The following is a 25,984-nucleotide window of genomic DNA, read 5'->3' as shown; positions in this document are numbered from 1 at the left end:
GTCTCTCCCCGAATCCACTTATTCGCTTATGTGTCCAGCCGGTAAACACGCGCGGCGGTCGTTCGCAGAACGGCATCGCGCTGATCCGCACGAAGGTGTGCTGTCGCGGCGAGATAGGCGTCGATCAGTTCGCGATAGCTGGTCCAAAGTTTTTCGATCGGAAAATTGGAGCCGAACAGGCAGCGGTCGGCGCCGAAGATCGTCACCGTCTCGGTGAGGACGTCGAATACATGCGCGGGATCGTTGCGGTGGATGAAGGTGCCGAGCCCGGAAAGTTTTGAGACGACATTCGGACAGGCCGCAAGCTGCATCATTCCAGCGCGCCAGGCGAATCGGCCGTCAGGTGAAAGGTCTTCCAGCATGCCGGCGTGTTGCAGGATGAAGGTTACGTCAGGACAGGCTTCGGCGAGACCGGCGGCATCCGCCATCTGCGGCGCGAATACCTGCAGGTCGAAGCTGAAGCCGTAATCGGCGAGCTGGGCAATATTGCGCCGGATTTGCGGATCGGTGCAGAGGTCCGGCCGCGCGGCAAAGCGATAGAGCGGGTTTTCGTGCCAGTGTAGTTGCATGCGTACGCCGCGCACCAGCGGATAGTGCGCCAGGCGATCGAGCTGTGGGCGGACGTCATCGACGCCAAGATCGGCATAGGAGACGATGGCGTGCGGCCAGCCATGGTCCTTTGCGGTCTCCTGCACCCAGGCGGTTTCGTCCTCGAAGCGGTCGTTGGCCCAATTGGTCTGCACATAGACCGAGCGCGTTACGCCGGAGCCGGCGAGGTCGGCGAGATATTCCTGGATCGGATAGTCGCGCCGGATCGGCTCGTAGCGGCCGAAGATGCGCGGCTGCATCGGGCCGCTCAGCCAGGGCAGGTCGGCCTGACGCCAGATGTGATGATGGGCATCGACGATTTCGGTCACGCGGCCTTCCTTTGTCCAAGCGAGAGCACATGCGAAACGATCGCGGCTGACGATCCGCCGTCGACCAGATCATCCACGAAACGCCGGATCCCGATCAGCGCTTCGGTCTGCGGCTGAAAGCCGGGGCCGGCGGCGAGCGGCGTCAGCCAGCTCAGTCGCCAGGCGCGTCGTGACAATTTTGCGACCGCGTCGCGCAGGGCCGAGGGATCGCCGCGCTCCAGCCCATCGGAGACGATGACGACCGCGGCGCCGCGCGCATAGCTGCCGAACCGGGGCACTGCCAGGAAGGCCTGCAGCGCGTCGCCGATGCGGGTGCCGCCGTCCCAGTCGCTGACGAGATGGGCGGCGGCGGACAGCGCCTGCTCGCGGCGCTTGAGACGAAGCGCGCGGGTGACGCGGGTGAGCCTTGTGCCGAAGGTGAATACCTCGACATTGGGAGCTGTGTGCGATAGCGCATGCGCGAGCTTCATGTTGTCGTCGGTGCGTCCCTTCATCGAGCCGGAGACGTCGATCAGCAACAAGACCTTGCGCGGCCGGGCGCGCCGCTTCAGCCGTCCGAGCCGCAGCACTTCGCCATCGTTACGTACGCTCTCGCGCAGGGTACGGCGCAGATCGGCCCAGGGACCGCGGCGGGCGCGCATGCGGCGATGTCCCCGCCGCCGCGGCAGTCGGGCGGGGGCCTCGCGCGACAGTTTTCGCAACGCATCGCCGGTCGCGCTTGCCGCGAAGCGGCGTTCGACCAGCGCCTCGGCGCGGGCGGCGACAAGGCCGGATTCGTTGGCTTCGTCGGCCAGCAGCGTTTCGTCCTCGCCGCGTCCTTCCTCCTGCAGGCGAACCACTTCTTCATCTTCCGCGCCCGCATGATCGATCGCTTCGCTACCGAGGAAATGGATGTCGAACAGCCGGTCGTATGTCGCGCGCCGTTCCGGCGGCGGGGCGAGCGTCGCCAAGCCTGCGAGGTGGATCGCCTTCATGCTGCGCGGGCCGAGCAGCTCGATCGCCGCCAGGAATGCTATCGTCTGTTCCGGCGCCACGGCGAAACCATTGGCGCGCAGCAGTGCGACAAAAGACACGAAGACGCGCGCGGCGTGCGGCAATTGAAACGCTTCACTCATGCCGCCGCCTCCGCGATCAGCGCGTCGAGGCGGCCGGAGATGAAGGTAAGGTCTTCCTCGTCCTTCAGCGCGACGCCGATCGAGCGCTTGAAGGCATCCGGCCAGCGCGCGCCGCGCTCGTGCAACAGCGTGGCCGCTTCGGCCCAGTCCACGGCTTCCGCAATACCCGGCGCCTTGCTCAGCGGCTCGCGCCGGAGCCTACCGACGGCGGCGACGACGGCGCGTGCGGTGGATTCGGCGACGCTCGACGCCCGCATCATCACGATGCGCGCCTCGCGCTCGGCCGTCGGGTATTCGATCCAGTGATAGACGCAGCGGCGGCGCAACGCCTCGTGCAGGTCGCGCGTGCGGTTCGAGGTCAGCACGACGACGGGACGTTCCGCGGCGCGCACCGTGCCGCGTTCGGGAATGGAAATCTGAAAGTCGGAGAGGAATTCGAGCAGGAACGCCTCGAACTCCTGGTCGGCGCGGTCGATTTCGTCGATCAGCAACACCGTGGAGTCAGGCGCGCGCAAGGAAGCGAGCATCGGCCGCTCGATCAGAAAAGTCTCGCCATAGATGTCGATGCTTTCCTCGCCGGCCTGGCGGATCGCGAGCATCTGGCGCGGATAGTTCCACTCGTAGAGCGCGGCTGATGCGTCGATGCCCTCGTAGCATTGCAGCCGGATCAGGCGGCGGCCGAGGACGGCGGCGATGGCTTTTGCGGCTTCGGTCTTGCCGACACCGGGCGAGCCTTCCAGCAACAGCGGCTTGCCGAGGGCGAGCGCCAGATAGGCGGCCGTCGCGAGGCCTTCGTCGGCAAGGTAATACGCCGTTCGCAACGCCCGTTCGAGCGCCTCCGGGCTGTCGATGCCGACGATGTTGCCGCGGACCGCCATGTTCTGCCTCAGCGCCTCGCCTGCGGCCGCGCGCCGCCCTGAGCCTTGATCGCCCGCAAGACTTTTTCCGGCGTGATTGGCAATTCGTCCATCCGGACGCCGACCGCATTGAAGATGGCGTTGGCGACCGCTGGGAGTACCGGATTGGCGCACATCTCTCCCGGTCCCTTGGCGCCGAACGGTCCATCGGCCGCAGGGCGTTCCAGCACCGCGATATCGTGCGGGCAGATGTCGCCGGGGCCAGGCATCAGATACTCGACAAAATCGCGCGGGCCATGCGCGGGGTCGGGATAATAAGGCTCGGGCGTTTCAAACAGCGCGTGGCTGATCCCCATCCACGCGCCGCCGACGAGCTGCTGCTCGACTAATCGCGGGTTGAGCGCGCGGCCGAGCTCATACGCACTGTCCATGCGCATCATCGCGACCTCGCCGGTCTCGTCATCGACCTCGACCTCGGCGACCAGGCACGCATGCGCGTAGCAGGTGGCAGGGGACATCTCGCCGGTCTCGGGATTCACTTCCGAAAGCGGCACCAGAAAGATGCCGCGTCCCGATATCGTCTTGCCCTGCTTGAACTGCGCGGCGATGGCGACGTCCTTGGTGGAGATCGAGCGGTGCGGCGCGCCCTTGACGTGGATATTGCCGCGTCCGTCGGTATCGAGATCGGCGGCGTTGACCTCCAGTTCCTCGGCCGCGGCTTCCATCATGACGCCGCGCGCTTCCTTGGCCGCCGCCATGACCGCGTTGCCGACGCGATGGGTGCCGCGCGAAGCGAACGAGCCCATGCAGTGCGGCCCGGTGTCGGAGTCCGCGGTATCGACATAGACGTCTTCAACGGGAACGCCGAGCGTTTCCGCGCAGATCTGCCGCGTCACCGATTTCATGCCCTGGCCGAGATCGATCGACGACAGCGACACCGTGAACTTGCCGCTGGGGTTGGAATGAACCAGCGCCTGGCTGGGGTCGCCGCCAAGGTTCATGCCGATGGGATAGTTGATCGACGCGATGCCGCGTCCGCGATGCTTTGCCATGGTCAGCGCCTCCTGGTGCCGAAGACGGAGGAAAAGCGGGTGGCGCCGTGCGACGGCGACGGAGCTGATGGCCTCGGGGGAGGAGGCGTCGGCGCGGGGGGCGGCGGTGGTTGGATCGTTGCAGGGGGCGCTCGATCGTAGGTGGTTCGTTGCTGCGAAACGGCTGCGCGTTGCGCAACCGGCTCGCGCGGCGTCGGCGATATCGCCGCCCGGCTGCCACCGCCATCCGCGCGCGACGACATCCGCTTGACCTCTTCGCGAAGCGGCCACTTGGCCTTTTCGGCAGCGACCTGGACGCATTCGATCAGCGCGGTGTTTTTCGCCTCGCGCCGGTGCGCCTTCATGTCGCCGTCGCGATAGGCGTTGAGGATGCGGAACTCCATCGGGTCAACGCCGACGAGATGGGCGAGCTTGTCCATCTGGCATTCGAGCGCAAAGTCCATCGCCGTGACGCCGAAGCCGCGCATCGCGGTGGCAGGCGTGCGGTTGGTGAACACGCAATAGACGTCGCCATGAACGTTCGGGATGGTGTAGGGACCGGGCAGGTGAGCCACGCATTTGACCACAGCGTAACTTGAAAGCCTTGTATAGGCGCCGCTGTCGAAATAGGCGCGGATCTTGCGCGCGACGATACGCCCGTCGCGCATCACGCCGTCCTTGATGTAGATGCGTTCGGCGCCGCGCGGCGAGCCGAACTGCATCTCCTCTTCGCGGCCGAGTTGATAGCGCACCGGACGCCCGGTCAGCATCGCGCCGAGAATGGCGAGCGGTTCGGTGAGCGTGTCCACCTTGCCGCCAAAGCCGCCGCCGACGGTTCCGCCGATGAAGTGGAAGGTGTTGGAGGGGACGTCGAGGATTTTGGCGCAGGTATCGAGCGAGAAGAACAGCGCCTGCGTCGAAGTATAGACGACATAGCGGCCGTTGGTGTCGGGCGCTGCGATCGAACCGTTGGTCTCGGTCGGCGCATGCTCGATCGGCGACATCTGGTAGCGCTGTTCGAGGACGTGATCGGCCTCGGCAAAGCCGCGCTCGACGTCGCCGAAGCGCAGTTTTTGATGATCGTAGACGTCGTGATAGACGAAGGTGTTTTTGGGGTAGGTCTCGTTGACGACGGGGGCGCCTGGTTTCAGCGCTTCCTCGACGTCGAACACCGCGGGCAGAGGCTCGTAGTCGACCCGTACTTTCGCGATGGCCTCATAGGCTTCACGCGGAGTGTCGGCGACGATGGCGACGATCGGCTCGCCCTTGTAGCGGACCTTATCGACCGCGAGCGACGGCTCGTCGTCCTTGCCGAAGTTGATGAGGCTGAGCAACGTGTTGAGATTGATCGGCACGTCGGCGCCGCGAATGATGCGCCGAACGCCGGGCGCACGTTCGGCTTCCGTCGTGTCTATCCGCCGCAAGCGGGCATGCGCGTGCGGGCTGCGCAACACCTTGAGATGGAGCATGCCCTGCAGCTTGTGGTCGTCGAAATAGGTCGAGGTGCCCGTGACATGGCCGAGCATGTCCTGGCGCTGCGTGCCCTTTCCGATTTCCTTTAAGTTATCATCGCGCTCGTCGGCGAAGATGTCCTTGCGCAGTTCCAGCATGGTCGTTCCCTTCAGGCGCGCGCGCGTCCGCTCGTGGCGGCGGCGAGGACGGCGTTGATGATCGGCTCGTAGCCGGTACAGCGGCAGATATTGCCTGAGATCGCCTCGATGACATCGGCGCGGGTCGGCGAGGGATTGCGATCGAGCAGCGCCTTCGCCGCCATCAGCATGCCCGGCGTGCAGTATCCGCACTGGGCCGCGAATTGCTCCATGAAGGCGCGCTGCAGCGGATGCAGATTGGGGCCGTCCTTCATTCCGTCGAGCGTTTCGATCGAGCGGCCGTTCACGGTTTCCGCCAGCGTCAGGCAGGAGAGATGGAGTTCGCCGTCGATCAGCACGCTGCAGGCGCCGCAACCGCCCTGGCCGCAGCCGAATTTCGGCGTCATGTCGCCGATCAACTCGCGCAGTGCCACCAGCAGATTGACGCCGCCATCGACGAACAAAGCGACGTCGCGGCCGTTGTGACGAAACTGGAGCGGGGTCTTGGTCATGAATGCTTACTCCAGGCCGGATAACAGGCGGCGAAGATGGACGCCGACGATCTCGCGGCGATACCAGGCGCTGCCGAGGGCGTTGTCGGCGGGCGATACGCCCTCCGTTGCGGCCGCGGCGGCGGCGCTGATCGCGGCATCGTCCAGCGCGCGCCCCTCCAGCGCACGCTCCGCGGCCCTTGCGCGAATCTGCGTCGCGGCCATCGAGCCGAGCGCGATGCGCGCCCCCGATACACGGCCACCGCTGACCGGTAGATGCGCGGCAATCGTGATCACGGAGCCGCCCTTCGGCTTGATGCGGGCGATCTTGCGGTAGCGGAAGGCGTCGGCGCTCGCGGGTCGCTGACAGGAGACAGCCAGCACGAGCGCGCCGCTTTGCCGTTCGCGGGATTGCAGGAACTCCTCGATCGGCATATCGCGGGCGCCAAGGCCGCCCTGGACGGAGACGGTTGCGTCGAGCGCCAATAGCGCAACGGTGAAATCGCCGTAAGGAGAGGGTGCGAACAGATTGCCGCCCACCGTGCCCATATTGCGCACCGCCGGTCCGCCGATCGAACGCGCCGGCGCATGCAGAAAGGCGAGATCGCGCTCGGCCAGAATCCTGGCGAAGGTGACGCCAGCCCCAAGCGTGACACGTGAACTCGCAACATCGATCCGTGTCAGCGCGCTGTCGGTCGCGCGCACGACGGTCGAGATCGAGACGTCGCCCTCGTTGAGGGCGCGCATCACCAACGTGCCGCCGCCGAGATAGCGCGCGCTGCGGTCGGACGACAATGCCGATGCCGCCTCGCCAAAACTCGCAAAAGTCTTCACCGTGACAGGCATGATTTCGTCTCCGCGTTCATGCGGTCCCTTTCAGGTGCCGGCGAATGGAATCGAAGCCGGTTTGATAGATCTGTTCTGCGACCATCTGGGTCAGCCGCTCGGTATCCGCGGGCCGCGTGGTAAACCTGGATCCCCAATGCCAGAAGGTGCGGTCGCCGTCGGTGACCGGCAGCAAGCGGACATGCGCAACATAGTTGAACATCGGGATCGGCGTATCGAGCAGGCAGTAGCTGAAGGTCTGTTCGAGGTCCGACAGCGCCAGCAGCTGCTCGCGCAGCTCCGAACCGTCCTGCAGCTTGAAGCGTCTGATACAGCCGATCTTGTCGGAGGCCTGCGCGCGCTCGATGGTGCTGGTCGCCACCGCGGGGTGCCAGCGGTCGTGGCCGTTGAAATCGCGCAGCACATTCCAGACCGCGCCGGTCGGCGCGTCGAGGATCGTGCTTTTGACGATATGCGGCACGCTAGCCTCCGAAGGCGCGCTTGAGCGCGTCGAACCCGCCCTGAAACACGCCGGTTCCGATATTGCCGACCAACTCATTCTCGCGCTCCGGCGCGCAGTCGAACTCTGCTGTCCATTCCATGAACGTCTGGTCGCCATCGGTCACTGGCGTCAGCCGGAGGGTCGCGACGTAGTTCTCCACGCCCATCGGCGACTCCAGAATGGAGTAGGTGCAGAACATCTCGTAGTCGGAGAGCCCGAGCAGCTTTTCGCGGATGCGGTCGCCGTTGCGCAGGCGAAAATCCCGTATGCATCCGATCTTGTCCGCGGGCTCGCCGCCCTCGATGCGGCTCTCCGCGATGGCGGGATGCCAGTTCGGCAGACCATTGAAGTCGCGCACGCGCGCCCAGACGCGGTCGTTGCGGGCGTTGACGACGGTGGAGACGTAGACCCGGGCCATGACGTGATCTCAACCTTTCTTGCGCGGGCCGCGTTCGGGGGCGGGCTCGCCGGACGTGGGAGCGGCGGGAGGCGTGTCAGGCTTGCCTGGACCGCCCTTGCGCGCGGATTCCTTGATGCCCTGCATGTCGCGCGCCTCGCGGATCAGGCCCGGCATCCTGGCAAGGCTCCCGCCCTCGACGCCGATATCGGCGAGGATCGAGTCGATCAGCGGCGCCTGCACCCGGTAACGCAGCGCCGAGTCGATCACCTCGTCGGTGGCGCTGCGGCCGCCATTGCCACCGCCGCCACCGCCGTTGAGGCCGTCGACACTGAGAATCCGGATGCCCTCGATCTTCTCCATCGGCTTGACGCTCTCGCGCACGATGCCCTCGATGCGGTCGAGCAGCTTGCGGCGGAACAGCGAGTAGCGCGCTTGATCAGTGAGTACGTTCTCGGCTTCGTTCAGCAGCCGTTGCGCCTCGGCCTCGACGGCGGCGCGGACGCGCTCGGCCTCGGCCGCAATACGGGTCTCCTCGGCGCGCTTCTCCGCCAGCAGCACCTCGATGGTCTTCTGGCGCTTGGCGATCTCGCTGTCGCGGGCGGTGACGACGCGTTCGGCCGCCTCGGTCGCCCCCACGCGCGCATCCTCGGCTGCCACCTTGGCGGCCGATTCCTCGAGAGACTTCTGGTAGAGGGCGATGGCCTTCTCCATCAGCGCGGTCTCGACCTCCTTCTCGCGATTGACCTCCAGCTTGCGTAGATCGCGCTCGCGGCCGACGCGCGCTTCGTCGAGGCCGCGATCGGAGGCGATGCGGGCCCGCTCGACCTCCTCGCGGGAGGCGATCTCGGCTTCCTGCAGCGCCTGGACGCGGGCGACTTCGAGCTGTTCGATCGCGCGCCGGCGGGAAAGCCGCGCGGCTTCGAGCGCCTGTTCGCGCGAGACATCTGTCGTCTCGACTTCCTTGCGCGCGATGATTTCCGCCTGCTTGACCTGGCGATCGGCATCGATGCGCTCGGAACGCTTGGCGGCGAGCGCGATCACGCGCTCCTCGTCGGCGATCTCGACTGCCTTCTTCTGGTCGATATTGAGCACTTCGCGGGTCCTGGACGAGGCGATACGTTCGGACTCGAGCGCCAGTTCGACCTCGACGCGCCGCCGTTCGATCGCATCGCGCCGCTTGAGTTCGGCGGCTTCGATCGATTCGGTGCGATCGATCTCGAGGCCCCTGGTTTCCTTCTCGGCCCGGATACGCTGGGCGGCGATCACCTTCTCCTGGGCAATGCGCGCGGCCTCGATGGCTTCGCGGGAGGCGATATCGGCTTCCTCGATCGTGCGGTTGCGCGCGATTTCGAGCGAGCGAACGCGCTCTTCCTGGGCAATACGTGAGGCTTCGGTTGCCTCGCGCGCGGTGATCCCTGCGACTTCGAGCGCCTGGTTGCGCTCGATTTCCAGCTTGCGCGTGGAGTGCTCGGCGCCGATCCGCTCGGCCGCCAGCGTCCGCTCGCGGGCGATCCGTGCGGCTTCCACTGACTTTTGCGCCTCGATTTCGGCTTCCTGAATGGCGCGAACCTGCGCAATTTCCAGCGAGCGGGTGCGCTCGTCGGAGGCGATGCGTTCGACGTTGACGATCGTGGTCTGGGCGATGCGGGCCTTTTCGGTCGCCTCGCGCGCCGCGATCTCGGCTTCCTCGACCGCGCGGGTGCGCTCGATCTCCCGCCTTCGGGTTTCCTCCTCGTTGGCGATCCGTGCGTCCGTGATCGAGCGATCCTGCTGGATCCGCGCCTTCTCGACCGCCTCACGTGCCGTGATTTCGGCTTCCTCGATCGTCCGCGTGCGCTCGATATCGCGCTGGCGAACTTCACGCTCCGAGGCGATGCGCGCGGTGTCGACCGCGCGCTGGTTGGCGATCTTGGCTTTTTCGATTTCCTCGCGCGCCAGCAATTCCTTTTCTTCCACCGCGCGCGTGCGCTCGATTTCACGGTGACGGGTCTCGCGCTCGGAGGAGATGCGGGCTTCGGCGATCGCCTGTTCGTTGGCAATGCGGGCCTTCTCGATCGCCTCACGGGCGGAAATCTGCGCCTGTTCGGCCTCGGTTTCGCGAAGTGCGCGTTCGCGCGCCACCTCGGTGCGTTGCAGCGCGCGGCGCATCTCGATGTCGCGTTCCTGTTCGAGGCGGGCGGTTTCGCTCTCGCGCTCGATCTCCAGCGCCTGGCGCTCGGCATCGAGGTTGCGGGTGCGGATCTTGATCATCGAATCCTGTTCGATGTCGTTGCGCAGCTTGCGCTTGGCCTCGATGTCCTCCATCAGGCGGGTCAGACCCTCGGCGTCGAACCGGTTTGAAGGATTGAAGTATTCGAGGTCGGTCTGATCGAGATCGGTGATGGCGACCGACTCCAGTTCAAGCCCGTTCTGGGCCAGCGCCTCGGCGGCGGCGGCCTTGAGCCGGGTGACGTATTCGCCGCGTTGCTCGTGCATCTGCTCCATGGTCATTTCGGCGGCCACCGAACGTATGGCGGAAACGAACTTGCCGGAGAGCAGGGCGTGCAATTGCTCGGGTTCAAGCGTGCGTCGTCCGAGCGTGGCGGCGGCGATGGCGACCGCCTCTCGCGTCGGCTGCACGCGGACGTAAAAATCGGCCTCGATGTCGATGCGCATGCGGTCGCGGGTGATGACCGCGTCATGCTTGGCCCGCACGATGCCCATCGGGAGCACGTTCATGTTGACGGGCGTGTAGTCGTGAATGAACGGCAGCACGAAGGCGCCGCCGTTGATGACCACGCGCTCGCCGAGCAGACCGGTTCGCACAAAGGACACTTCCTTCGACGAGCGGTGGTAGAGCCAGTTCACGATGTAGACGACGATGGCGATCACGACGATCGCTATGATCAGCCAGAGAATCAATTCGCCAACCAGAGTCCCCGACATCTTTTCCTCCCTTTGCTCCCGGCGTTATCGCGCGCCGATCGCCTTGAATTTACGTACCTGTTCGGTGAGCGCCCGCTCCACCGGCAGGCGCTCCATCGAGGAGGCGCCGTAGAAGCCGTGGCACTTGCGCGTGTGTTTCATGATGAAGTCGGCATCATCAGGCTCGGCGATGGGACCGCCATGGGCCAGAACCAGTATGCCCGGATTGACGCAGAGCGCCGCTGCTGCCCAGGTGTCGATCTGTTCCGGGCAGTCTTCGAGTTTTAGCGCGGTGTGCGCGCCGATCGCGCCGCCGGTGGTCAGGCCGAGATGGCAGACGATGATGTCCGCGCCTGCGATGGCCATCGCTGTCGCCTGGCTCTCGCTGAACACGTAGGGTGTCGTCAGCATGTCCTTGTCATGCGCCTTGGCGATCATGTCGATCTCCAGCGCGTAGGACATGCCGGTCTCTTCGAGATTGGCGCGAAAGACTCCGTCGATCAGCCCGACGGTCGGAAAGTTCTGCACGCCGGCAAAACCCAGCGCCTTCAACTGGTCCAGGAAAAGGTCCATGTCGCGGAACGGGTCGGTGCCGTTGACGCCGGCCAGCACCGGTGTCTTCGTGACGACGGGCAGCACTTCACCGGCCATCTCCACGACGATCGCGTTGGCATCGCCATACGGCATCATTCCGGCAAGCGAGCCGCGGCCAGCCATGCGATAGCGGCCGGAATTGTAGATGACGATCAGGTCGACGCCGCCGGCTTCCTCGCATTTGGCGGATAATCCAGTGCCGGCGCCGCCGCCGACGATCGGCTCGCCCTTGGCGGCCATGTTGCGAAACTTCTTCAGGATGGCTGAACGTTCGAACTTCGCCATGGTCACCTCGCAACTTTCCGACGGGTCCCCGGGCGTCCGACCAGAGGGCGGAGCGCGTTGACGATGGCGGATGCAAATTCGGGTTCGTTGATGTGGCGCCTGACGCGGACAAGCTGGCGGTTGCTGGTCTGGCGCACGCTGCGCTCCAGCGTGGTAAACAACGCCGCGTCGGCCTCCGGATCCCAGAACGGCTGGCCGGGCGCGTCGAGCGCGGAGACGCCGCCTTCCGGCAGGAAGAAACGCACCGGCCCATCCATCCGGTTGAGCTTCTCGCCGATCCAGCGCCCGATGCGCTCGTTCTCCTCCGGCGTGGTGCGCATCAAGGTCACCTGCGGATTGTGAACGTGGAATTTGCGCTGGCGGTAGCGCTCAGGGATGGTGTCCGGCGCGCCGAAATTGACCATGTCGAGCGCGCCGGCAGAGCCGATGAAGGGCAGGCGGCTGCGGATGATCGCGCCGAAGCGATCGTCGGTGGCGGGAAACACGCCGCCCATCAGGAGATCGCAGACTTCCGTCGTCGTGAGGTCAACGACCGCGGCCAGCATGCCGGAATCGACCAGCTTTTCCATCGAGCGGCCACCGACGCCGGTGGCGTGGAAGACGAGACATTCGAAATCGTTGCGCAGGTCGGCTGCGATCTTCTGCACGGCCGGCGTCGTCACGCCGAACATGGTGATGCCGACCGCCGGCAACGCGACCTGTGCGCTACGCTCGACCGCGCTTTGATTTTCGAGACGCGCCTTCACCATGCCGGCGATGGCGTTGGCGCCATTGGCAAGCACGGCGCGCGAGATCGAGTTGAGGCCCTGCACGTCGGTGACCGAATACATCATGGTGATATCGGCAGGTCCCACATAGGGGCCGACATCTCCCGAAGCGACCGAGGAGATGATGAGTTTCGGCACGCCGACGGGAAGGGCGCGCATGGCGGGCGCGACCAGCGAGGCGCCGCCGGAGCCGCCCGCCGAAATGATGCCCGCGACATTGCCCTGGCGGCGCAGCCAGTTGGCGAACGCGTCCGCCATCGCCGTCACCGACGCACCGCGATCAGTGCCGAACACGCTCGATCCGCCGCGCCCGTGATTGAGCGCGATTTCCTGGGCGGAGACGTCGCAGGTGGAGAGCTTGCCGCTGGTTGACACGTCGACCAGCCGCGTCCGCAAGCCCTGTCCGGCGATCACGTCGCGAATGAAACGCAACTCCTCGCCCTTGGTATCGAGCGTGCCGGCGACAAGGATAACGGGTGGCCCCGATGCGCTTTGTACGGCCGCGCCGGCCTGGCGCTTTTGCCGGGTGGCGTCTTCGATCCGCGTAACGCCCGTCGACAGCGTGCGCGCGGCGGCCTCGATGCGGGCAATGGGTGCCGGCTGAGACCAGCGCGTCGGCAGCGTGGGATTGGAGATGTAGATCCGGATTGGAGCCGCGCTTGGCGCGCGCGGCGGCGCGGAACGCGCCTCGGCCGCGGCGCTCGCATCCGCGGTTTCGATATCCGTTTCGGGTCCGGCGTGGACACCAACGACCCCCACACCAAGCAAGCGTTGTTGCAGTTCCCGGTCAGCAGCAAGGCGCGCGGAGTCGATGATCCGGTTGATCCGGCCGTTGACCATGATCGCGACGTTCTTCGAGATCGCCGTGGCGACGCCGATATTTTGCTCGATCACGAGCACCGACATGTCGCCGTCTTCGCCGAGGCGCACCAGCATTTCCTCGACCTGGGCGACGATGACAGGCGCAAGGCCTTCGGTCGGCTCGTCCATGATGAGAAGATTCGGATTGGTCAGAAGCGCGCGGGAGATCGCCAGCATCTGCTGCTCGCCGCCCGAGAGCTGACCGCCGCCATGGTCCTTGCGCTCGGCAAGGCGGGGAAATGTCTCGTAGATGCGATCGATGGTCCAGGCACCGCGCCGCATCCCGGCGGCGAGGCTCAAATGCTCCGCGACGCTGAGCGAGCGCCACAGCCGCCGTCCCTGCGGGACATAGCCGACGCCTGCCTGCGCGATCCGCGCCGGGCTGAGGCGGGTGATATCCTCGCCGCGAACGCGAACCGAGCCACCGCTCGCCCGCAACAGGCCCATGATGGTCTTGCACAGGGTGGTCTTGCCCATGCCGTTGCGGCCGACCACCGAGAACACGCCTGAGTCCAGCGTCAGGTCGACGCCCTGCAATGCATGGGAATGGCCGTAGTAGACGTCGAGGCCCCGGACTTCGAGGGCAGGCGCGGAGCGGCGGACCTCACTCATGACCGGCCCCCAGATAGAGTTCCTGAACCTCGGGGTCGGCTTCGATCTCGTGCGGCAGGCCCTCCTTGAAGATGCGGCCGTTGTGCATCATCGTGACGCTTTCGACGACGCGCAGCGCGACATCCATGTCGTGCTCGATGATGATGTAGCCGATATGGGCGGGCAGCGACGTCAGGATTTCGATCAGTTCGCGCCGCTCGGTGGGGGAGAGGCCCGCGGCCGGTTCGTCGAACAGGATGAAGCGCGGGGCGCCGGCAAGCGCGAGCGCGATCTCGAGCTGTCGCTGCTGACCATGCGCGAGTTCCGCGACCAACTGTTCCCTGACCGGCGTCAGATGCACCGCCTGGATCAGCGACTCAGTCGCATGCATGAGGGCATCGTTTGCGCCCGGGCGCAGCGGAGAAAATCGCCCTCGGGAAACGCCGCGGCAGGCGAGGTAGACATTGTCCCGCACCGTGAGGCCTGGAAACAGCGCTGAAATCTGATAGGTGCGGCGCAAGCCTCGCCTGATACGTTCGTAAGGCGGGAAGTGTGTAATGTCCTCGCCGAAGAAGCGGATGGTGCCGGAGGAGGGCGGAAAGTCGCCGGTCACGCAATTGAACAGCGTGGTCTTGCCGGCGCCGTTGGAGCCGAGCACGGCGCGGCGTTCCCCCGGGCGGACCGTGATGGTGACGTCGGTCAGTGCCGCGAGTGCGCCGAACAGCCGCGTCACGCCGCGCAGCTCCAGCGCGGCACCGGCGCCGACGGATGAAAAGCGTGGCGCTGATCTATCCATGACCGTGGCCTCCGCCCGGGCGTTTGTCGGTAGCGGTTGCGCGGCGGCGCCATCGCTCCCAGAGCCCGATCACGCCATCCGATGACCAGAACACGATGGCGAGGAAACCGAGGCCGATCAGGAGCCGGAAGCGATTGCCGTCGAGCCCAAACTTGACCAGCAGATCAAGCGCGAAGGTGCGCAGGATGACGAAGATGAAGGCGCCGATGAAGGGGCCAATGGGACGGGTGATGCCGCCGACCACGGCGATAATCAGGATATCGATGCAGGCGCCGACGCTGACGGAGCCTGGCGAGATCTGCCGGTAGTTCCAGACCTGCAGCACGCCGCCGAGTGCGGCGATAAAGGATGCGAAGGCGTAGGCTGCCACGCGGTGCGCGTTGACGTTAAAGCCGAGTGCCGCCATGCGGCGTGGATTGTCACGCACGCCCTGCAGCGCGAGGCCGAACGGCGCACGCGAGACATATTGAACGGCGAAATAGCAAAACGCGGCGACGCCCAGCGTGACGTAATAGTAGGGGATGTCGGAGCGCCAGTCGACGCCCCAGAATTTCGGCGTGGCGATGGTGTTGATGCCGGTGTGGCCGCCGAAGATCGCCCAGTTCTGGTTGGTGAAATAGTAGAAGGCCGCACCGATCGCGAGCGTGATCATGATGGTGTAGATGCCCTCGGTGCGCACCGCGAGTGCGCCGCCGAGCGTGCCGAAGGCGGTCGCGAGCACCAGCGCCATCGGCGTGGCGAGCCACCACGGCCAGCCGAGGCTGATATTGGTGTTGGCGCTCATGCCGAACACCGCGACCATATAGGCGGCAAAGCCGGCGATGGTGAGCTGCATCAGGCTGACCATGCCGCCATAGCCTGCCAGGAACATCAGGCTGAGGGCGATGGTCCCGAGGATCAGCGTCGTGGCGAAGATCTCGATCAGGAAGAATCCGCTGGCGATGAACGGCATGATCAGGAGGATCACCGCCACCAGCCAGACCGCCGGCTTGTTGAATTCCGGCCACGCCAGCAACGCCGCGCGCGCCCCTTCTGCCGGCTGGGTGGTCTGAGGATGCGCGCCCTGGACCAGCGACATGTCAGCGCCTCGCCAACAGGCCCTGCGGCCGCAGCGCCAGCACCAGCACCATGATCAGGAAGGTCACCACGATCGCGTAGGTCGGGATGTAGACGGAGCCAAGCTGCTCGGCGAGGCCGATGATCACGGCGCCCAGCGCCGCACCCGGGATCGATCCCATGCCGCCGACGATGACGACCACCAGAGAGGCGAGCAGAAAGCGGGTATCCTCGCCGGGCGAAATCGACTGAAAGGTTCCGCCGACCACGCCCGCGATGCCGGCAAGCCCCGCGCCGAGTGCGAACACGGCCACGAAGACGAGCTGGATCGGCACGCCGGTCGCGGCGAGCATGTCGCGGTCATCGACGCCGGCGCGCACCATCATCCCGACGCGGGTTCGATTGAGCGCCAGCCACATCGCGATGCCGATCACCACGGCAGCGACGAAGATCACGAGCCGCACCATCGGGTACCGCAGATAGACCGCCTCGCCCGACGATTTGACCGCGGTGACCAGCGGCAATTCGATTGGGCCGACCAGCCAGCTCGGGGTCTGGATCTGATAGAAGTCGCCGCCGAACGCCCACAGCATCAGATCCGCAAACACGATCGAGAGCCCGATCGTGACCATGGTCTGGCGCAAATCCTCGCCCTCCATGCGGCGGAAGACGACGATCTGCAGGACGACGCCGACCAGCGCCACACCGACAAACGCGATGATGAAACCGAGCACCCATGAGCCGGTCCAGACGCTGATGGCGTAGCCGATATAGCCTCCGAACAGATAGAGCGAGCCATGCGCCAGATTGACGTTGCGCATCAGGCCGAAAATCAGGGTGAAGCCGCTGGCCACCAGGAAGTAGAGGCTGCCGAGCGTGATGCCGTTGAAGACGGCGTTGAGAAAGACCCGCTTCCTGCCGATCGCCTCTTCGAGGCCGGGCGGCCAGACGGCAAGGATCAGCCACAGCATCACCGCGACCGCGATCAGCAGGATCAGCGCCCATGCCGGATGGCGTTCGATGAATCTTGTCACGGTAGCAGCCCGGCCGTCACCATGCCGTCCTCCCAGACGCCCGCGGCCGTTTCGGCTCGCGTTTTCTGGGCATCCTAACGGCGCTGCAAACCCTGCACTTGATTGTCAGTATCTTTTCGCGCCTGATACACTCAGGGGCGCAAGACTTTGGCGGCGCGGCGGTATTCGGTCGGCGCCATCCCGACATTGGCGGCGAAGAAGCGCGTGAAACCGCTCTGGGAGGAGAAGCCGAGATCGAAGCCGATATCGGCGATCGGCACTTCAGTCGCGACGAGGGCGTCGAGCGCCTGTTCCATGATCAGTGTATTGAGATAGAGGTTCGGGGTGACGCCGGTCTGGGTACGGAACAACCTGTAAAAGTGCGGACGCGACAGCCCCGACTCCCGCGCGATCGAATCCAGCTCGATCTCGGCGCCAGGGCTTTCGGACATCAGCTTGATGGATTTGCGGACGCGAAAGTCGGTGACGGCGGCGGCGGCGCGCGTCTCCTGCACCGGCTCGGGCCTCTGCCAGCTCTCCTCATAGCAACCGTCGATCAACTGCCTGAGTTCGCAATCGAGGCTGCTTAGCGAAGGCGCGCCGCAGACCAGCGCGGCGGTTCGCCTGATATGGCGGTCGAGGGGAACCGTTCGTTTGAAACAGGTGCGGCCGAACCGCAGGCTGTGCGCGCGCGCCGCATCGGGGGCGAACCATTCGGCGTTGACGTAAAGGACGAAGAAGATCGCGCCATTCTCCATATCCGTCGGGACAAAATTGTGTGGTTCCCAGGGGTTGATGGCAACAATGGAGTCTTCTGTGAGCAGCCATCGCTCATCGCACACATCAATGCGGGCTGGCGTTCCACCGACATGAAAAATCAGATGCCCTTCGCGATGCGCATGCATGTTGAAGGGGCGATTCAACTGATAGACCGTCGCGCGACCGAACCGGCCGTGGAAGACGGCGAGAGCCTTGCTCATGCCTTCCCTCCCGCGGGATGTTCTTGTCTTTTCAACCAGCGTTCAACATCCGCCGCGGGAATGCAAGGGAAGATCACGTCCAGCCCGGGCCCCGGCGCGTGACCGGGGCCCGTTCGCAAATGCGAAGAACTCAATACTTCTTGCACTCCGGAACCGTTCGGCTCGGCACCCCGATCTTGGCGAATACCGCGGGATCGTAGCCCAGGGTCTGGTTCACGTTCGGGATCACCTTCACCACCTTGCTGAACAACGCGCCCTTGCCGTCGTCCACCACCTCGGTGACGAAGTTGGTTCCGATGGCCTGGCGGTTGGAGTCGAGCTTGATCTTGCCGTTGGGCGCGTCGAGCTCGATCTTGGCGAGGGCTTCCCTCAGCTTTGCCTGGTTGTTGCTGAGATCGCCGTTGGCCTGACGCAGTGCGAGGATCAGTGCCATCGTCGAGTTGTAGTAGTTGGTGGCGAGCAGCGACGGGCTCGGGAACCGCTTGTTCGGCGGGAAGGCATCCTGATAGGCCTTCACGAATTTCTGCCAGCCTGGATCCTCCCACGTATCGGCCTGGCCACTCGCCGCGATGGTGCCGATCAGCGCATTCTTGGCGTTGCCTTTTGCGGAGAGGATGGTCTGGTCGACCATGATCGAGCCGCCCATGAGGTGGGCCTTGCCGCCGGCCTGCTGATACTGGTTCAGGAAGTTGACGGCGTCGGCGCCGCCAAGGCCGAGATAGATCGCATCGACGTCGTCGGGCAGGGCGGCAATAACGGAGGCAAAGTCCTTGGTGCCGAGCGGCACCCATTGTCGGTTCGTGACCTGTCCGCCGGCTCCGCAGAACTCCAGCACAAGTCCGAACACCTGGGTGTAGATGAACGAATAGTCGTCGCCGACCGTCGCTATCTTTTTATAGCCCTTGGTTTCGTACGCGTACTTGCCCAGGCCGACCTGCCACTGGGCGCCGTCCATGTTGTAGCGGTAGAAGTTCGGCGCCGGGTCGACATAAGTGGTTTCCTGCGCGCCGGAAGCCGCGTTCACGAAGGTCAGCTCGGGGCGCGTCTTGGCAAAGTTCTTGACCGCGATGCCTTCGTCGCCGGACAGCGGCGATAGCAGGATCTGGACCTTGTCCTGCTCGATCAGCTTGCGCACGGCGCGAATGGCGGAGTCGGGTGTCGCATCCGTGGAGGCGACGATGAACTCGATCTCCTTGTCGCCGACCTTCTTGCCGAGCGTATTGATCGCGGTCTGATGGCCGCGGATTCCGTCCTCGCCGAGCACCGTGTAGGTGCCTTCGAGCGTCGCGGTGACGCCGACCTTGATCTTCTCTTGGGCTATGGCGGCGCCAGAAAGCAACAGGCTGCTCAGCGCGACCAGTCCCGCACAGCTTTTAAACATCGAACCCCTCCCTTGTATCGCCAGTTTTTAGGTCGTTCCAAAATCGCCATGCTGTTGATGGCCGGTTGTCCATCGTGAGCCGGAATGCATTCGGGATCGCCGGGGCGAAAGCTAGCTGATGACTGGGCCGGCGCGCGCAACTTCACCTGCCGCAACTTGACAGGTAGTCTCATTTTGCATGCTGCGCCGCGACGAGATTTGCGGTCAGTTGGGATCGATGATTCAAGATTGCAGGCTGCAAGGATGAAGCAATAAGTCCCTGATTTCACTGACGGGTGCGCAGGGCGCGGACCCGCGACCGGTGCGCCGGTTGAGGCGCCGGTTTAAGAACCTCGCAAGAGGCGTGAGCGGAACCGCGGAGGTATCATCATGGCCGATCTGCATAGGACAAGACGCTGGTCCATCATGATAGGCCGCGGCGCGAACTGCGCGATTGTCAGGATATTTGTGGCAGCAGCCCTGACCTGGTGCACCGGTAGCATGGCCGCCGCGGGAGCTGATCTTTATCGCACGAAGGTCACTGTGACGGGGCAGGGCGAGGCGAACCGCATGGTTGGCTTTGCCACGTGCCTGGAGGATGTCCTCATCAAGGCATCCGGCGCACAGAAACTCGCCGGTGACCGGAGATTGGCAGCTTACAAATCGAAGGCAAAAGATCTCGTCACGTCATTCAGCTATCGCGATCAGTTTGCAGGCAAGCCCATTCGTGACGAGCAGGGCACCCGCGATCGGCCCTACGACCTGACTGTCGATTTTGAGGAGAGCAAGATCAACGACATCCTTGGGGCGTTCGGCCTCAAGCCCTGGCTTTCGCACCGTCCGGTGCTTGCGGTCTTTGTCGCGATGGAGCAGGGCCCAAGGAACTACGTCGTGACGTTGGATGAAGCCCAGTCCGACCTGCAGCGCGACGCGTTGCTCGCCGCGGCTGACAAGCGCGGCATGCTTATCGTGCTGCCCGGCGCGGCGGCATTGGCGAAATCGAACGTCACTGGCGAGACGCTCGGGACGACACCGTTGTCGGCGCTTGCGCCTGTTGCAGCCGAGCAGGACGCGGAGGCCGTTCTGACCGGGCGACTGGTCTGGGATGATCGGCAGCTCGGCTGGGCCACGCAGTGGCAGATCGATTGGGCTGGCCGGACGCACCGTTGGCAGCTTCGCGGCGTTACATTCGATGAAGCCTTCCGGCGCGGCATCGGCGGCGCGGCGCAGATCTTGTCGGGCAACGGCGACCAGGGAGAGGGCCCGCGTCGCTGACAGCCTGAACCTCGGCGCGGCAGCATCCCTGCTGCAACGCTCGATCGGAGCAAAGCGGATCAGCCGAGATGAGGCCCTCGGAGCGGTATCCTGTCGGTATTGTAATGATCTGCTCGCGCAATCGTGCGCGGCCAGGCGGCGCGCAGCACCTAGCTTTAAGTCCGGGCTATCGCAACACGTGGAGTGTGAACCATGAAACCACTTTCGCTTCTCTTGTTCGCCGCTTGCCTAGTGCTCTCGGATGCCGCGTTGGCCCGTGGCGGCATGGGATCGCACATGTCGATGTCGATGCCAGGCGGTGGAGCGCTCGGCACGAGTGGTGCTGCACCGGGGACGAATTCGCTGGGTACAGCGCTGCCATCCGGCATCGGTGGCCACGTCATGAAGGGGCCGTTGCTTGGTACAGACCCCACCATCGACAAGGAAGACGCGCGGCTCGATAGGATGCTTGAAGGATCGATCTGCCGCGGCTGTTGAGGAACGCCCGGCAGGACGCGAACCTGCAACCAGGCCGTTATGAGTCAGCCGTCAAAACGTCTCGGTAATCTTGCTCAGGCGAGGGGGACGATCCGGGTCAAATCCGCAGGCGCGCGCCGTCTGCTCGATGATCCGATAGGCTGGAACGAGCATGGTGATCGCGTCAGTGGCGGGGTCATCCTCAGCCAACCAGGGCAGCGAGCCATGCGGTCCGCCGCATAGATGCAGCGTGATCTTTTGCTCGCGCAATTCTTCTACCAGTGCATCCACCGTAACAGCCGTTTCATCCATGAGGCGCATCATGACAACCGGCGTGCGCGATGATAACGCGGCCCGCGGCCCATGCTGCAGCTCGGCGGCGCTCAGACCAATGGACGGCAGGCGCAGGATTTCCGAAAATTTGAGCGCGATCTCCCGCGCCGAGCCCAGGCCCAGGCCCCGTGCCGCCACAAACACAGCTGACGCCTTGGCGAGATCATCGGCAATCTCGGACCAGTCGAGCGCCCGCGCGCGGTGCAGGCGCTCGGGCAGCCGGTCGAGGGCCGACCGCAGCGCACGATCTTCCGTCAGCTCGGCAACAAGTCCGGCGCCAGCGGCCATCGAGCCGATCACGGTCTTGGTCGCCGCCACAGAGTGTTCTCTGCCGGCTTCGATCGGAACGACGAACTCCGCTTCGTCAGCCACCGGCGACGACGTCGCATTGACGATGGCGACGGTGCGGGCGCCCGCGGCGCGCGCCGACCTGGTCGCCGCGACAAGGTCCGGGCTGCGCCCGGATTGCGAGATCACGATGAACAGCGCATGGCGCAGTATCAAGGGCGTGCGAAATGCCGTGATCACCGAAGGAGCGCTGGCTGAAACGGGAAGGCGAAGCCGCGTCTCGACAAGGTATCTTAGGAAAACCCCGGCATGCCCCGAGCTTCCCCGGCCGCACACGACGCACAGGGGGGCGGAGCCGATCCCAATTCGCTGTGCGATGTCGCGCGTGGCGTGGCGGTTACGAACAATTTTGGCGACAACATCCGCGCTTTCCCCGATTTCGCTCGCCATCGCGGATGTCGTCACGGCTCGACCACTCCGCCTTGCTTGCGCGCCGCCACTCCCTTGGGATGCCGGTCACGATGCGAGTCACGATCCTTGGCGAGTTCGGCAAACACGCGGCGAAGGTTACCGTCACAATTTTTCAGAATGGTCTCGGCATCAACCCTGCCGACACCCAACGCCAGAAGGACTGCCGTCTTGATGTCTCCCTCGGCCTGCTCTAGCGAGCGCGCCGCTTGCGACGGATCACAGTGCGCGATTTGCGCCACCATGGCCTCGGCGCGTCGCTTCAGCTTGGCATTGGTCGGCGGCATGTTCACCATCATGCCGCGATACACCCGGCCAAGCCGCAGCATGATCCCTGAAGAGATCAGGTTTAGCACAACCTTCTGCGCGGTGCCCGCCTTCATCCGCGTGGAGCCGGCGATCAGCTCCCGGCCGGTCTCGATCAAGATCGGAAACTTTGCCGATGCCAGCAGTGCGGTGCCGGGATTGTTGGCGACACCGATCGTCACTGCATCGAAAGAGCCTGCCTGCTGCAGCGCCGCGACCGTGAATGGCGTAGTCCCGCTAGCGGCAACCGCGATCACCACGTCGTGCGACGTGAGCCGCGCGGCGTCGATCTGCATCGTCGCATCATCCACATCGTCCTCCGCGCCCTCGATGCTGGTTACAAACGCGCTGTCTCCGCCGGCAACGATGAATCGGACGCGTTCTTTGGGCCAGGCAAAGGTCGGCGTCAGCTCGGCGCCGTCCTGGACCGCTACGCGGCCCGAGGTGCCGGCGCCGACATATACTATGCGTCCTCGATCGCCCAGCGCGGCTTTGGCCGCTTCGGTAGCCGCGGTGATCGCGGGAAGGGCACGGCCAATCGCCGCGACTGCCGCAAGTTGCCCCTCCCACATGGCTTCCATCGCTGACGTGAGCGACCATGCATCGAGATCGGCAAAGCGAGGATCGACTTCTTCGGTGGCCATATGGTTGATCCATTCGCCCTTAAACTTGGAACTTTGAAGCCTGTTTATCGTCAGTTTCTCTCTTGGGCACGTCAAGCCGCCCTCGCGCCACCAGTAACGCGCCGGCCGCCGCGTCAGCATCAGGACGCCTCAGGCGGGCGCGCAAGTCAGGTGTCAGCCAGGGCGTAATGGCATCCGCGAGCCCGCCCACCAGCGAGAGCCGGTCAATTCCTCTCGCCAGGAACAGATCGAGCAGATCGCCAATGGCATCGGCCGCGCGTTCGATAATGCGACGGCCGACCGGATCGCCTTGATTGGCGTGCCGCAGCACGATCGGCGCGAACGCAGCGTAGTCTGTGGCCCTGGCTTCTTCAGACCAGGCCACCGCCTGATAAGGATCATGATCGAATGCGCCCAGCACCTCTGAAAGCAATGGGGTCAGCTCGCCGCGGCGATCCGCGGCCCGCAGCGCCAGTCGAACAACCTGCAGGCCGATGTCGGCACCGCTGCCTTCGTCCGACACGGGAAAGCCGTAACCGGCGAGACGAATTTCGCGGCCGTCGATCAGGCCGACACCCACTGAGCCTGTGCCTGCTACCACGATGGCCCCATCCGCGCCGCTGTGGGCGCCGAGACAGGCCGCCAGGCCGTCGCTGATGAAGATGACGGACGCAAAGGGATGGGCGATCTTGTTGAGCGCCGCTTCCGCGCCCCTGCGACCAAGACCGGCAAGGCCAATTCCGGCGCGCATCCGCGCAAAATCCTCGCGCGGCAGTCCGGCCGGTGCGGCTGCCGCTTCAGTGGCCTCCATGATGGACCGCCAGGCCTTCTCGAAGCCAATCCGCGTCGAGGCGGGCCCCGAGCTCGCTTCACCGAGCGTCCGGCCGTTTTCGTCCTCGATCCGGGCGCGGCAGCGGGTTCCGCCGCCATCGATACCGAGATACGTGGTACCTTTTGTTCCCATGGAAAGTTAACGCGAAGGTTTCGCTCCGGGTCCTCCCAAAGCGCCTTGGTGTACATATGAAGTCTTGTACCGGACTCGTCTCACGAGTCCGTGACTGCCATTCTCGGATCAATACTGATGGGCCACGCTGGTTCTTCCTCTCTCACGATTGCCGCGCAGCACATCTTTGATGGTGCCGACATGCGCGGGCCAGGGTCGGTCAGGATCTCGCAGGGGCGGATTGAAAGCATCACCTTCGGCGAGGCCGAGGCGCGCGCCTCGATCCACCTTCCCGCAGACGCGATCCTTGCACCCGGGTTCATCGACATCCAGGTCAACGGAGGCGGGGGCGTTCTTCTCAACGACCAGCCAACGGAGGCTGGCGTTCGACGCATCGTTGAGGCGCACCGCAAGGAGGGGACCACGGGCTGCTTGCCGACCCTCATCACCGATCGCAGCGAGATCATCGAGCGTTTGGCTGCAGTCGCCCAGGCTTGTCTGAAGATTCCCGGCGTTCTCGGCTTTCATCTGGAAGGACCGGCTCTCAACAGGTCTCGCAAGGGTATTCACCCGGAAGCCGAGATACGCGTGCCGGACCGGCGCGATCTCGCCGCCATCAAGAGTTTTGGGGGCCGCGGCCGCTCCATTGTGACCTTGGCGCCGGAATGCGTGCCCGCGTCCATGATCGACGAATTGATCGGCGCCGGATTGCGTATAGCGGCCGGCCACAGCGATGCCACCGCAGCCGAAATCGGGCAGGCGGTCGATCGCGGTGTCTCCGGGGTGACCCATCTGTTCAATGCCATGTCGCAGTTGAACGCCCGGGAGCCGGGCCTGGTGGGCGCCGCGCTTGGGGATGACCGGCTGTTTGCAGGGATCATCTGCGACGGCATCCACGTCGACCGCGCCGGTTTGCGTGTTGCCTTCCGCTGCAAGGGACGCGATCGATTGATGCTGGTCACCGATGCCATGCCATTGGCGGGCACGAACGACCGGCAATTCATGCTGCAAGGAAGGCAGATCACGTTGCACGAAAATCGCCTGACTGGCCCCGATGGCACACTGGCGGGCGCTCACCTCACCATGATCGAGGCGGTGCGCAACGCCGTTGCGCTGCTCGGAATCTCCCTTGTCGATGCCCTCATCATGGCCTCCCGGACATCAGCGGCATTTCTGGGCCTTGAGTCCGAACTTGGACGGATCGCGCCCGGATACCGCGCGGACCTTGTCGCCTTCAATCCGAACTTTGAAATCGTCGGCACATGGATCGGCGGTGTCGGTTCGATGGGCGAGGCGCGCGAGGCTTTTCAACGAGGTTAGATGCGCCAACCATCCCATCATCTTGAAAAATACGTCGGTGTCTGTCGTAACACCTGCGAAAATTCGCGCGGTTGCGCGCAGTCTCGCCGACCTGCGTGCCCGGGGTCATGGTGTCGCGGCGATCGTCTCCGCCATGGGAAGACAACCATTTGATTTCGCTGGTCGGCCCGGCACGACTCGAACCTGCAACCAGACCGTTATGAGCGGTCTGGATCAGCAGAACGCCCTTGTTTTCTCGGGTTTTTTTACGTCGATAATTTGCGATCTTCTGCGTTCGTTCACGTTCATGCGGGACCCAACCGGGACCCCGACAGGACCAAAAGAACAAAGGAGAACAGCTGATTCCGTCATATGAGATCAACCCGCCATGCCTATGCGTTACCGCCAATGCTCTGAATCTACTTCCGCCTTCGGCGGCATAGCGGACATGGCTGGACTTGCTATCGCCGCGACCCGGTCGCGATTGACCCGCAAGAGACATGCGGTAAGTCGTGACGACATCTGCCGAGTTCAGGAAAGGTTCTCGGTTATCGAACTGTGCCTATTGAAACTCGGGTGCTGGCCTGTTTTAGGCCCTGGTGGCCTGTTCTGATTTTCGCAGTGGCCTAGTTTGCCTTAGCGATGTTCAAGCTGATCGCCATTGAAGATGTGCAACATGCCGGAGAAGGCAGGGTGGTCTGCCTCCACTACGTACCGAACGGCTCCGGCTCGGTTTGTAAAAACCGACACGATGAAGCCCGGATATTCGTAGCCTGAGCGCTTCTTTACTCGGTCGCCTACTTTGAACGGTACGTCTGTCATTTTATCCCCTGTAGGCCGCCTCAGTGGGCGGCCTCTTTCATATCAAACCAAGCGTGCGATGTCGCCCATTGGCACAAAGCGTCAATTTGCGCAGTGTAAGGCCACGTCCGGAGTTGGGGGTAAAGCCGACCTCCCGGTTGAACGCCCGGACTTCTCAGTTTGACCCAAAGCCGTCTTTGGCCATGGGCGTCGCTCGTGGTGCAGCATTCTGCTATTGTGGTTTTTCATTGTTGAATA

At 64.4% G+C, this 25,984-nt stretch carries 24 protein-coding genes; 3 read left to right on the top strand and 21 right to left on the bottom strand.

What is annotated here, in order from left to right:
• Positions 1 to 26 precede the first annotated feature (26 nt).
• The 17 genes from KIP88_RS32895 to KIP88_RS32815 all read right to left on the bottom strand — a co-directional run bounded on the left by KIP88_RS32895 (position 27) and on the right by KIP88_RS32815 (position 18,955).
• A complete protein-coding gene (locus KIP88_RS32895) occupies positions 27 to 917 on the bottom strand; it encodes an amidohydrolase (protein ID WP_214492315.1) in 891 nt (296 codons plus the stop codon).
• Positions 914 to 2,032 (bottom strand): VWA domain-containing protein, encoded by a 1,119-nt coding sequence (locus KIP88_RS32890; RefSeq protein WP_214492314.1) that lies wholly within the window; start codon positions 2,030 to 2,032, stop codon positions 914 to 916. Before KIP88_RS32890 ends, KIP88_RS32895 begins: the two co-directional genes overlap by 4 nt.
• Positions 2,029 to 2,910: a MoxR family ATPase gene (locus KIP88_RS32885; RefSeq protein WP_214492313.1), complete on the bottom strand. Its 882-nt coding sequence runs from the start codon at positions 2,908 to 2,910 to the stop codon at positions 2,029 to 2,031. Before KIP88_RS32885 ends, KIP88_RS32890 begins: the two co-directional genes overlap by 4 nt.
• 8 nt (positions 2,911 to 2,918) lie before the next feature.
• Positions 2,919 to 3,941: a xanthine dehydrogenase family protein molybdopterin-binding subunit gene (locus KIP88_RS32880; RefSeq protein WP_214492312.1), complete on the bottom strand. Its 1,023-nt coding sequence runs from the start codon at positions 3,939 to 3,941 to the stop codon at positions 2,919 to 2,921.
• A gap of 2 nt (positions 3,942 to 3,943) precedes the next feature.
• Entirely contained in the window at positions 3,944 to 5,530 is a 1,587-nt protein-coding gene (locus KIP88_RS32875; RefSeq protein ID WP_214492311.1) for a xanthine dehydrogenase family protein molybdopterin-binding subunit, read from the bottom strand.
• An 11-nt stretch (positions 5,531 to 5,541) separates the two neighbouring features.
• The gene (locus tag KIP88_RS32870) at positions 5,542 to 6,021 is read right to left on the bottom strand and encodes a (2Fe-2S)-binding protein (protein ID WP_214492310.1); all 480 of its coding nucleotides are present in this window, start codon (positions 6,019 to 6,021) and stop codon (positions 5,542 to 5,544) included.
• A 6-nt stretch (positions 6,022 to 6,027) separates the two neighbouring features.
• Positions 6,028 to 6,846 (bottom strand): xanthine dehydrogenase family protein subunit M, encoded by an 819-nt coding sequence (locus KIP88_RS32865; protein ID WP_214492309.1) that lies wholly within the window; start codon positions 6,844 to 6,846, stop codon positions 6,028 to 6,030.
• Between the two features lie 16 nt (positions 6,847 to 6,862).
• Positions 6,863 to 7,306, bottom strand: coding sequence for an SRPBCC family protein (locus KIP88_RS32860; protein ID WP_214492308.1), 444 nt, complete (start codon positions 7,304 to 7,306; stop codon positions 6,863 to 6,865).
• A gap of 1 nt (position 7,307) precedes the next feature.
• Positions 7,308 to 7,745 carry an SRPBCC family protein gene (locus tag KIP88_RS32855; protein ID WP_214492307.1) on the bottom strand — a complete coding sequence of 146 codons (438 nt, stop codon included), beginning with the start codon at positions 7,743 to 7,745 and terminating at the stop codon, positions 7,308 to 7,310.
• Positions 7,746 to 7,754: 9 nt separating this feature from the next.
• Positions 7,755 to 10,652, bottom strand: coding sequence for a flotillin family protein (locus tag KIP88_RS32850; protein WP_214492306.1), 2,898 nt, complete (start codon positions 10,650 to 10,652; stop codon positions 7,755 to 7,757).
• Between the two features lie 24 nt (positions 10,653 to 10,676).
• Positions 10,677 to 11,510: a phosphoenolpyruvate hydrolase family protein gene (locus KIP88_RS32845; protein WP_214492305.1), complete on the bottom strand. Its 834-nt coding sequence runs from the start codon at positions 11,508 to 11,510 to the stop codon at positions 10,677 to 10,679.
• A gap of 2 nt (positions 11,511 to 11,512) precedes the next feature.
• Positions 11,513 to 13,750: an ABC transporter permease gene (locus KIP88_RS32840; RefSeq protein ID WP_214492304.1), complete on the bottom strand. Its 2,238-nt coding sequence runs from the start codon at positions 13,748 to 13,750 to the stop codon at positions 11,513 to 11,515.
• On the bottom strand, positions 13,743 to 14,525 hold the full coding sequence (locus KIP88_RS32835; protein WP_214492303.1) for an ABC transporter ATP-binding protein: 783 nt from the start codon (positions 14,523 to 14,525) through the stop codon (positions 13,743 to 13,745). Before KIP88_RS32835 ends, KIP88_RS32840 begins: the two co-directional genes overlap by 8 nt.
• Complete coding sequence (locus KIP88_RS32830) at positions 14,518 to 15,603, bottom strand: branched-chain amino acid ABC transporter permease (protein ID WP_214492302.1); 1,086 nt, start codon at positions 15,601 to 15,603, stop codon at positions 14,518 to 14,520. Before KIP88_RS32830 ends, KIP88_RS32835 begins: the two co-directional genes overlap by 8 nt.
• A gap of 1 nt (position 15,604) precedes the next feature.
• Positions 15,605 to 16,615 carry a branched-chain amino acid ABC transporter permease gene (locus KIP88_RS32825; RefSeq protein WP_214492301.1) on the bottom strand — a complete coding sequence of 337 codons (1,011 nt, stop codon included), beginning with the start codon at positions 16,613 to 16,615 and terminating at the stop codon, positions 15,605 to 15,607.
• A gap of 131 nt (positions 16,616 to 16,746) precedes the next feature.
• Positions 16,747 to 17,574 (bottom strand): AraC family transcriptional regulator, encoded by an 828-nt coding sequence (locus tag KIP88_RS32820; protein ID WP_214492300.1) that lies wholly within the window; start codon positions 17,572 to 17,574, stop codon positions 16,747 to 16,749.
• A 130-nt stretch (positions 17,575 to 17,704) separates the two neighbouring features.
• On the bottom strand, positions 17,705 to 18,955 hold the full coding sequence (locus tag KIP88_RS32815) for an ABC transporter substrate-binding protein (RefSeq protein ID WP_214492299.1): 1,251 nt from the start codon (positions 18,953 to 18,955) through the stop codon (positions 17,705 to 17,707).
• A gap of 369 nt (positions 18,956 to 19,324) precedes the next feature.
• On the opposite strand from KIP88_RS32815, the gene KIP88_RS32810 reads away from it, so the two are divergent.
• Both KIP88_RS32810 and KIP88_RS32805 read left to right on the top strand, forming a co-directional pair.
• Positions 19,325 to 20,209 carry a DUF2066 domain-containing protein gene (locus KIP88_RS32810; RefSeq protein ID WP_214492298.1) on the top strand — a complete coding sequence of 295 codons (885 nt, stop codon included), beginning with the start codon at positions 19,325 to 19,327 and terminating at the stop codon, positions 20,207 to 20,209.
• Between the two features lie 192 nt (positions 20,210 to 20,401).
• Positions 20,402 to 20,686 carry a hypothetical protein gene (locus KIP88_RS32805; protein WP_214492297.1) on the top strand — a complete coding sequence of 95 codons (285 nt, stop codon included), beginning with the start codon at positions 20,402 to 20,404 and terminating at the stop codon, positions 20,684 to 20,686.
• Positions 20,687 to 20,737: 51 nt separating this feature from the next.
• Here KIP88_RS32805 and KIP88_RS32800 read toward each other — a convergent pair whose 3' ends face one another.
• Genes KIP88_RS32800 through KIP88_RS32790 form a run of 3 tightly spaced genes read right to left on the bottom strand, consistent with a single transcriptional unit; the run spans position 20,738 to position 23,647 of the window.
• A complete protein-coding gene (locus KIP88_RS32800) occupies positions 20,738 to 21,736 on the bottom strand; it encodes an SIS domain-containing protein (RefSeq protein WP_214492296.1) in 999 nt (332 codons plus the stop codon).
• An 11-nt stretch (positions 21,737 to 21,747) separates the two neighbouring features.
• Complete coding sequence (locus KIP88_RS32795) at positions 21,748 to 22,704, bottom strand: N-acetylmuramic acid 6-phosphate etherase (protein ID WP_214492295.1); 957 nt, start codon at positions 22,702 to 22,704, stop codon at positions 21,748 to 21,750.
• A gap of 19 nt (positions 22,705 to 22,723) precedes the next feature.
• Complete coding sequence (locus KIP88_RS32790) at positions 22,724 to 23,647, bottom strand: BadF/BadG/BcrA/BcrD ATPase family protein (RefSeq protein ID WP_214492294.1); 924 nt, start codon at positions 23,645 to 23,647, stop codon at positions 22,724 to 22,726.
• A 117-nt stretch (positions 23,648 to 23,764) separates the two neighbouring features.
• On the opposite strand from KIP88_RS32790, the gene nagA reads away from it, so the two are divergent.
• Positions 23,765 to 24,946, top strand: coding sequence for an N-acetylglucosamine-6-phosphate deacetylase (gene nagA, locus KIP88_RS32785; RefSeq protein WP_214492293.1), 1,182 nt, complete (start codon positions 23,765 to 23,767; stop codon positions 24,944 to 24,946).
• Positions 24,947 to 25,561: 615 nt separating this feature from the next.
• On the opposite strand, the gene KIP88_RS32780 is transcribed toward nagA, so the two are convergent.
• The gene (locus tag KIP88_RS32780) at positions 25,562 to 25,747 is read right to left on the bottom strand and encodes a hypothetical protein (RefSeq protein WP_138829429.1); all 186 of its coding nucleotides are present in this window, start codon (positions 25,745 to 25,747) and stop codon (positions 25,562 to 25,564) included.
• Positions 25,748 to 25,984: the final 237 nt, after the last annotated feature.

Origin of the sequence: Bradyrhizobium sp. SRL28, from assembly GCF_018596315.1 — a bacterium.
Taxonomy (GTDB): Bacteria; Pseudomonadota; Alphaproteobacteria; order Rhizobiales; family Xanthobacteraceae; genus Bradyrhizobium.
This window is presented reverse-complemented; position numbering and strand designations above follow the sequence as displayed.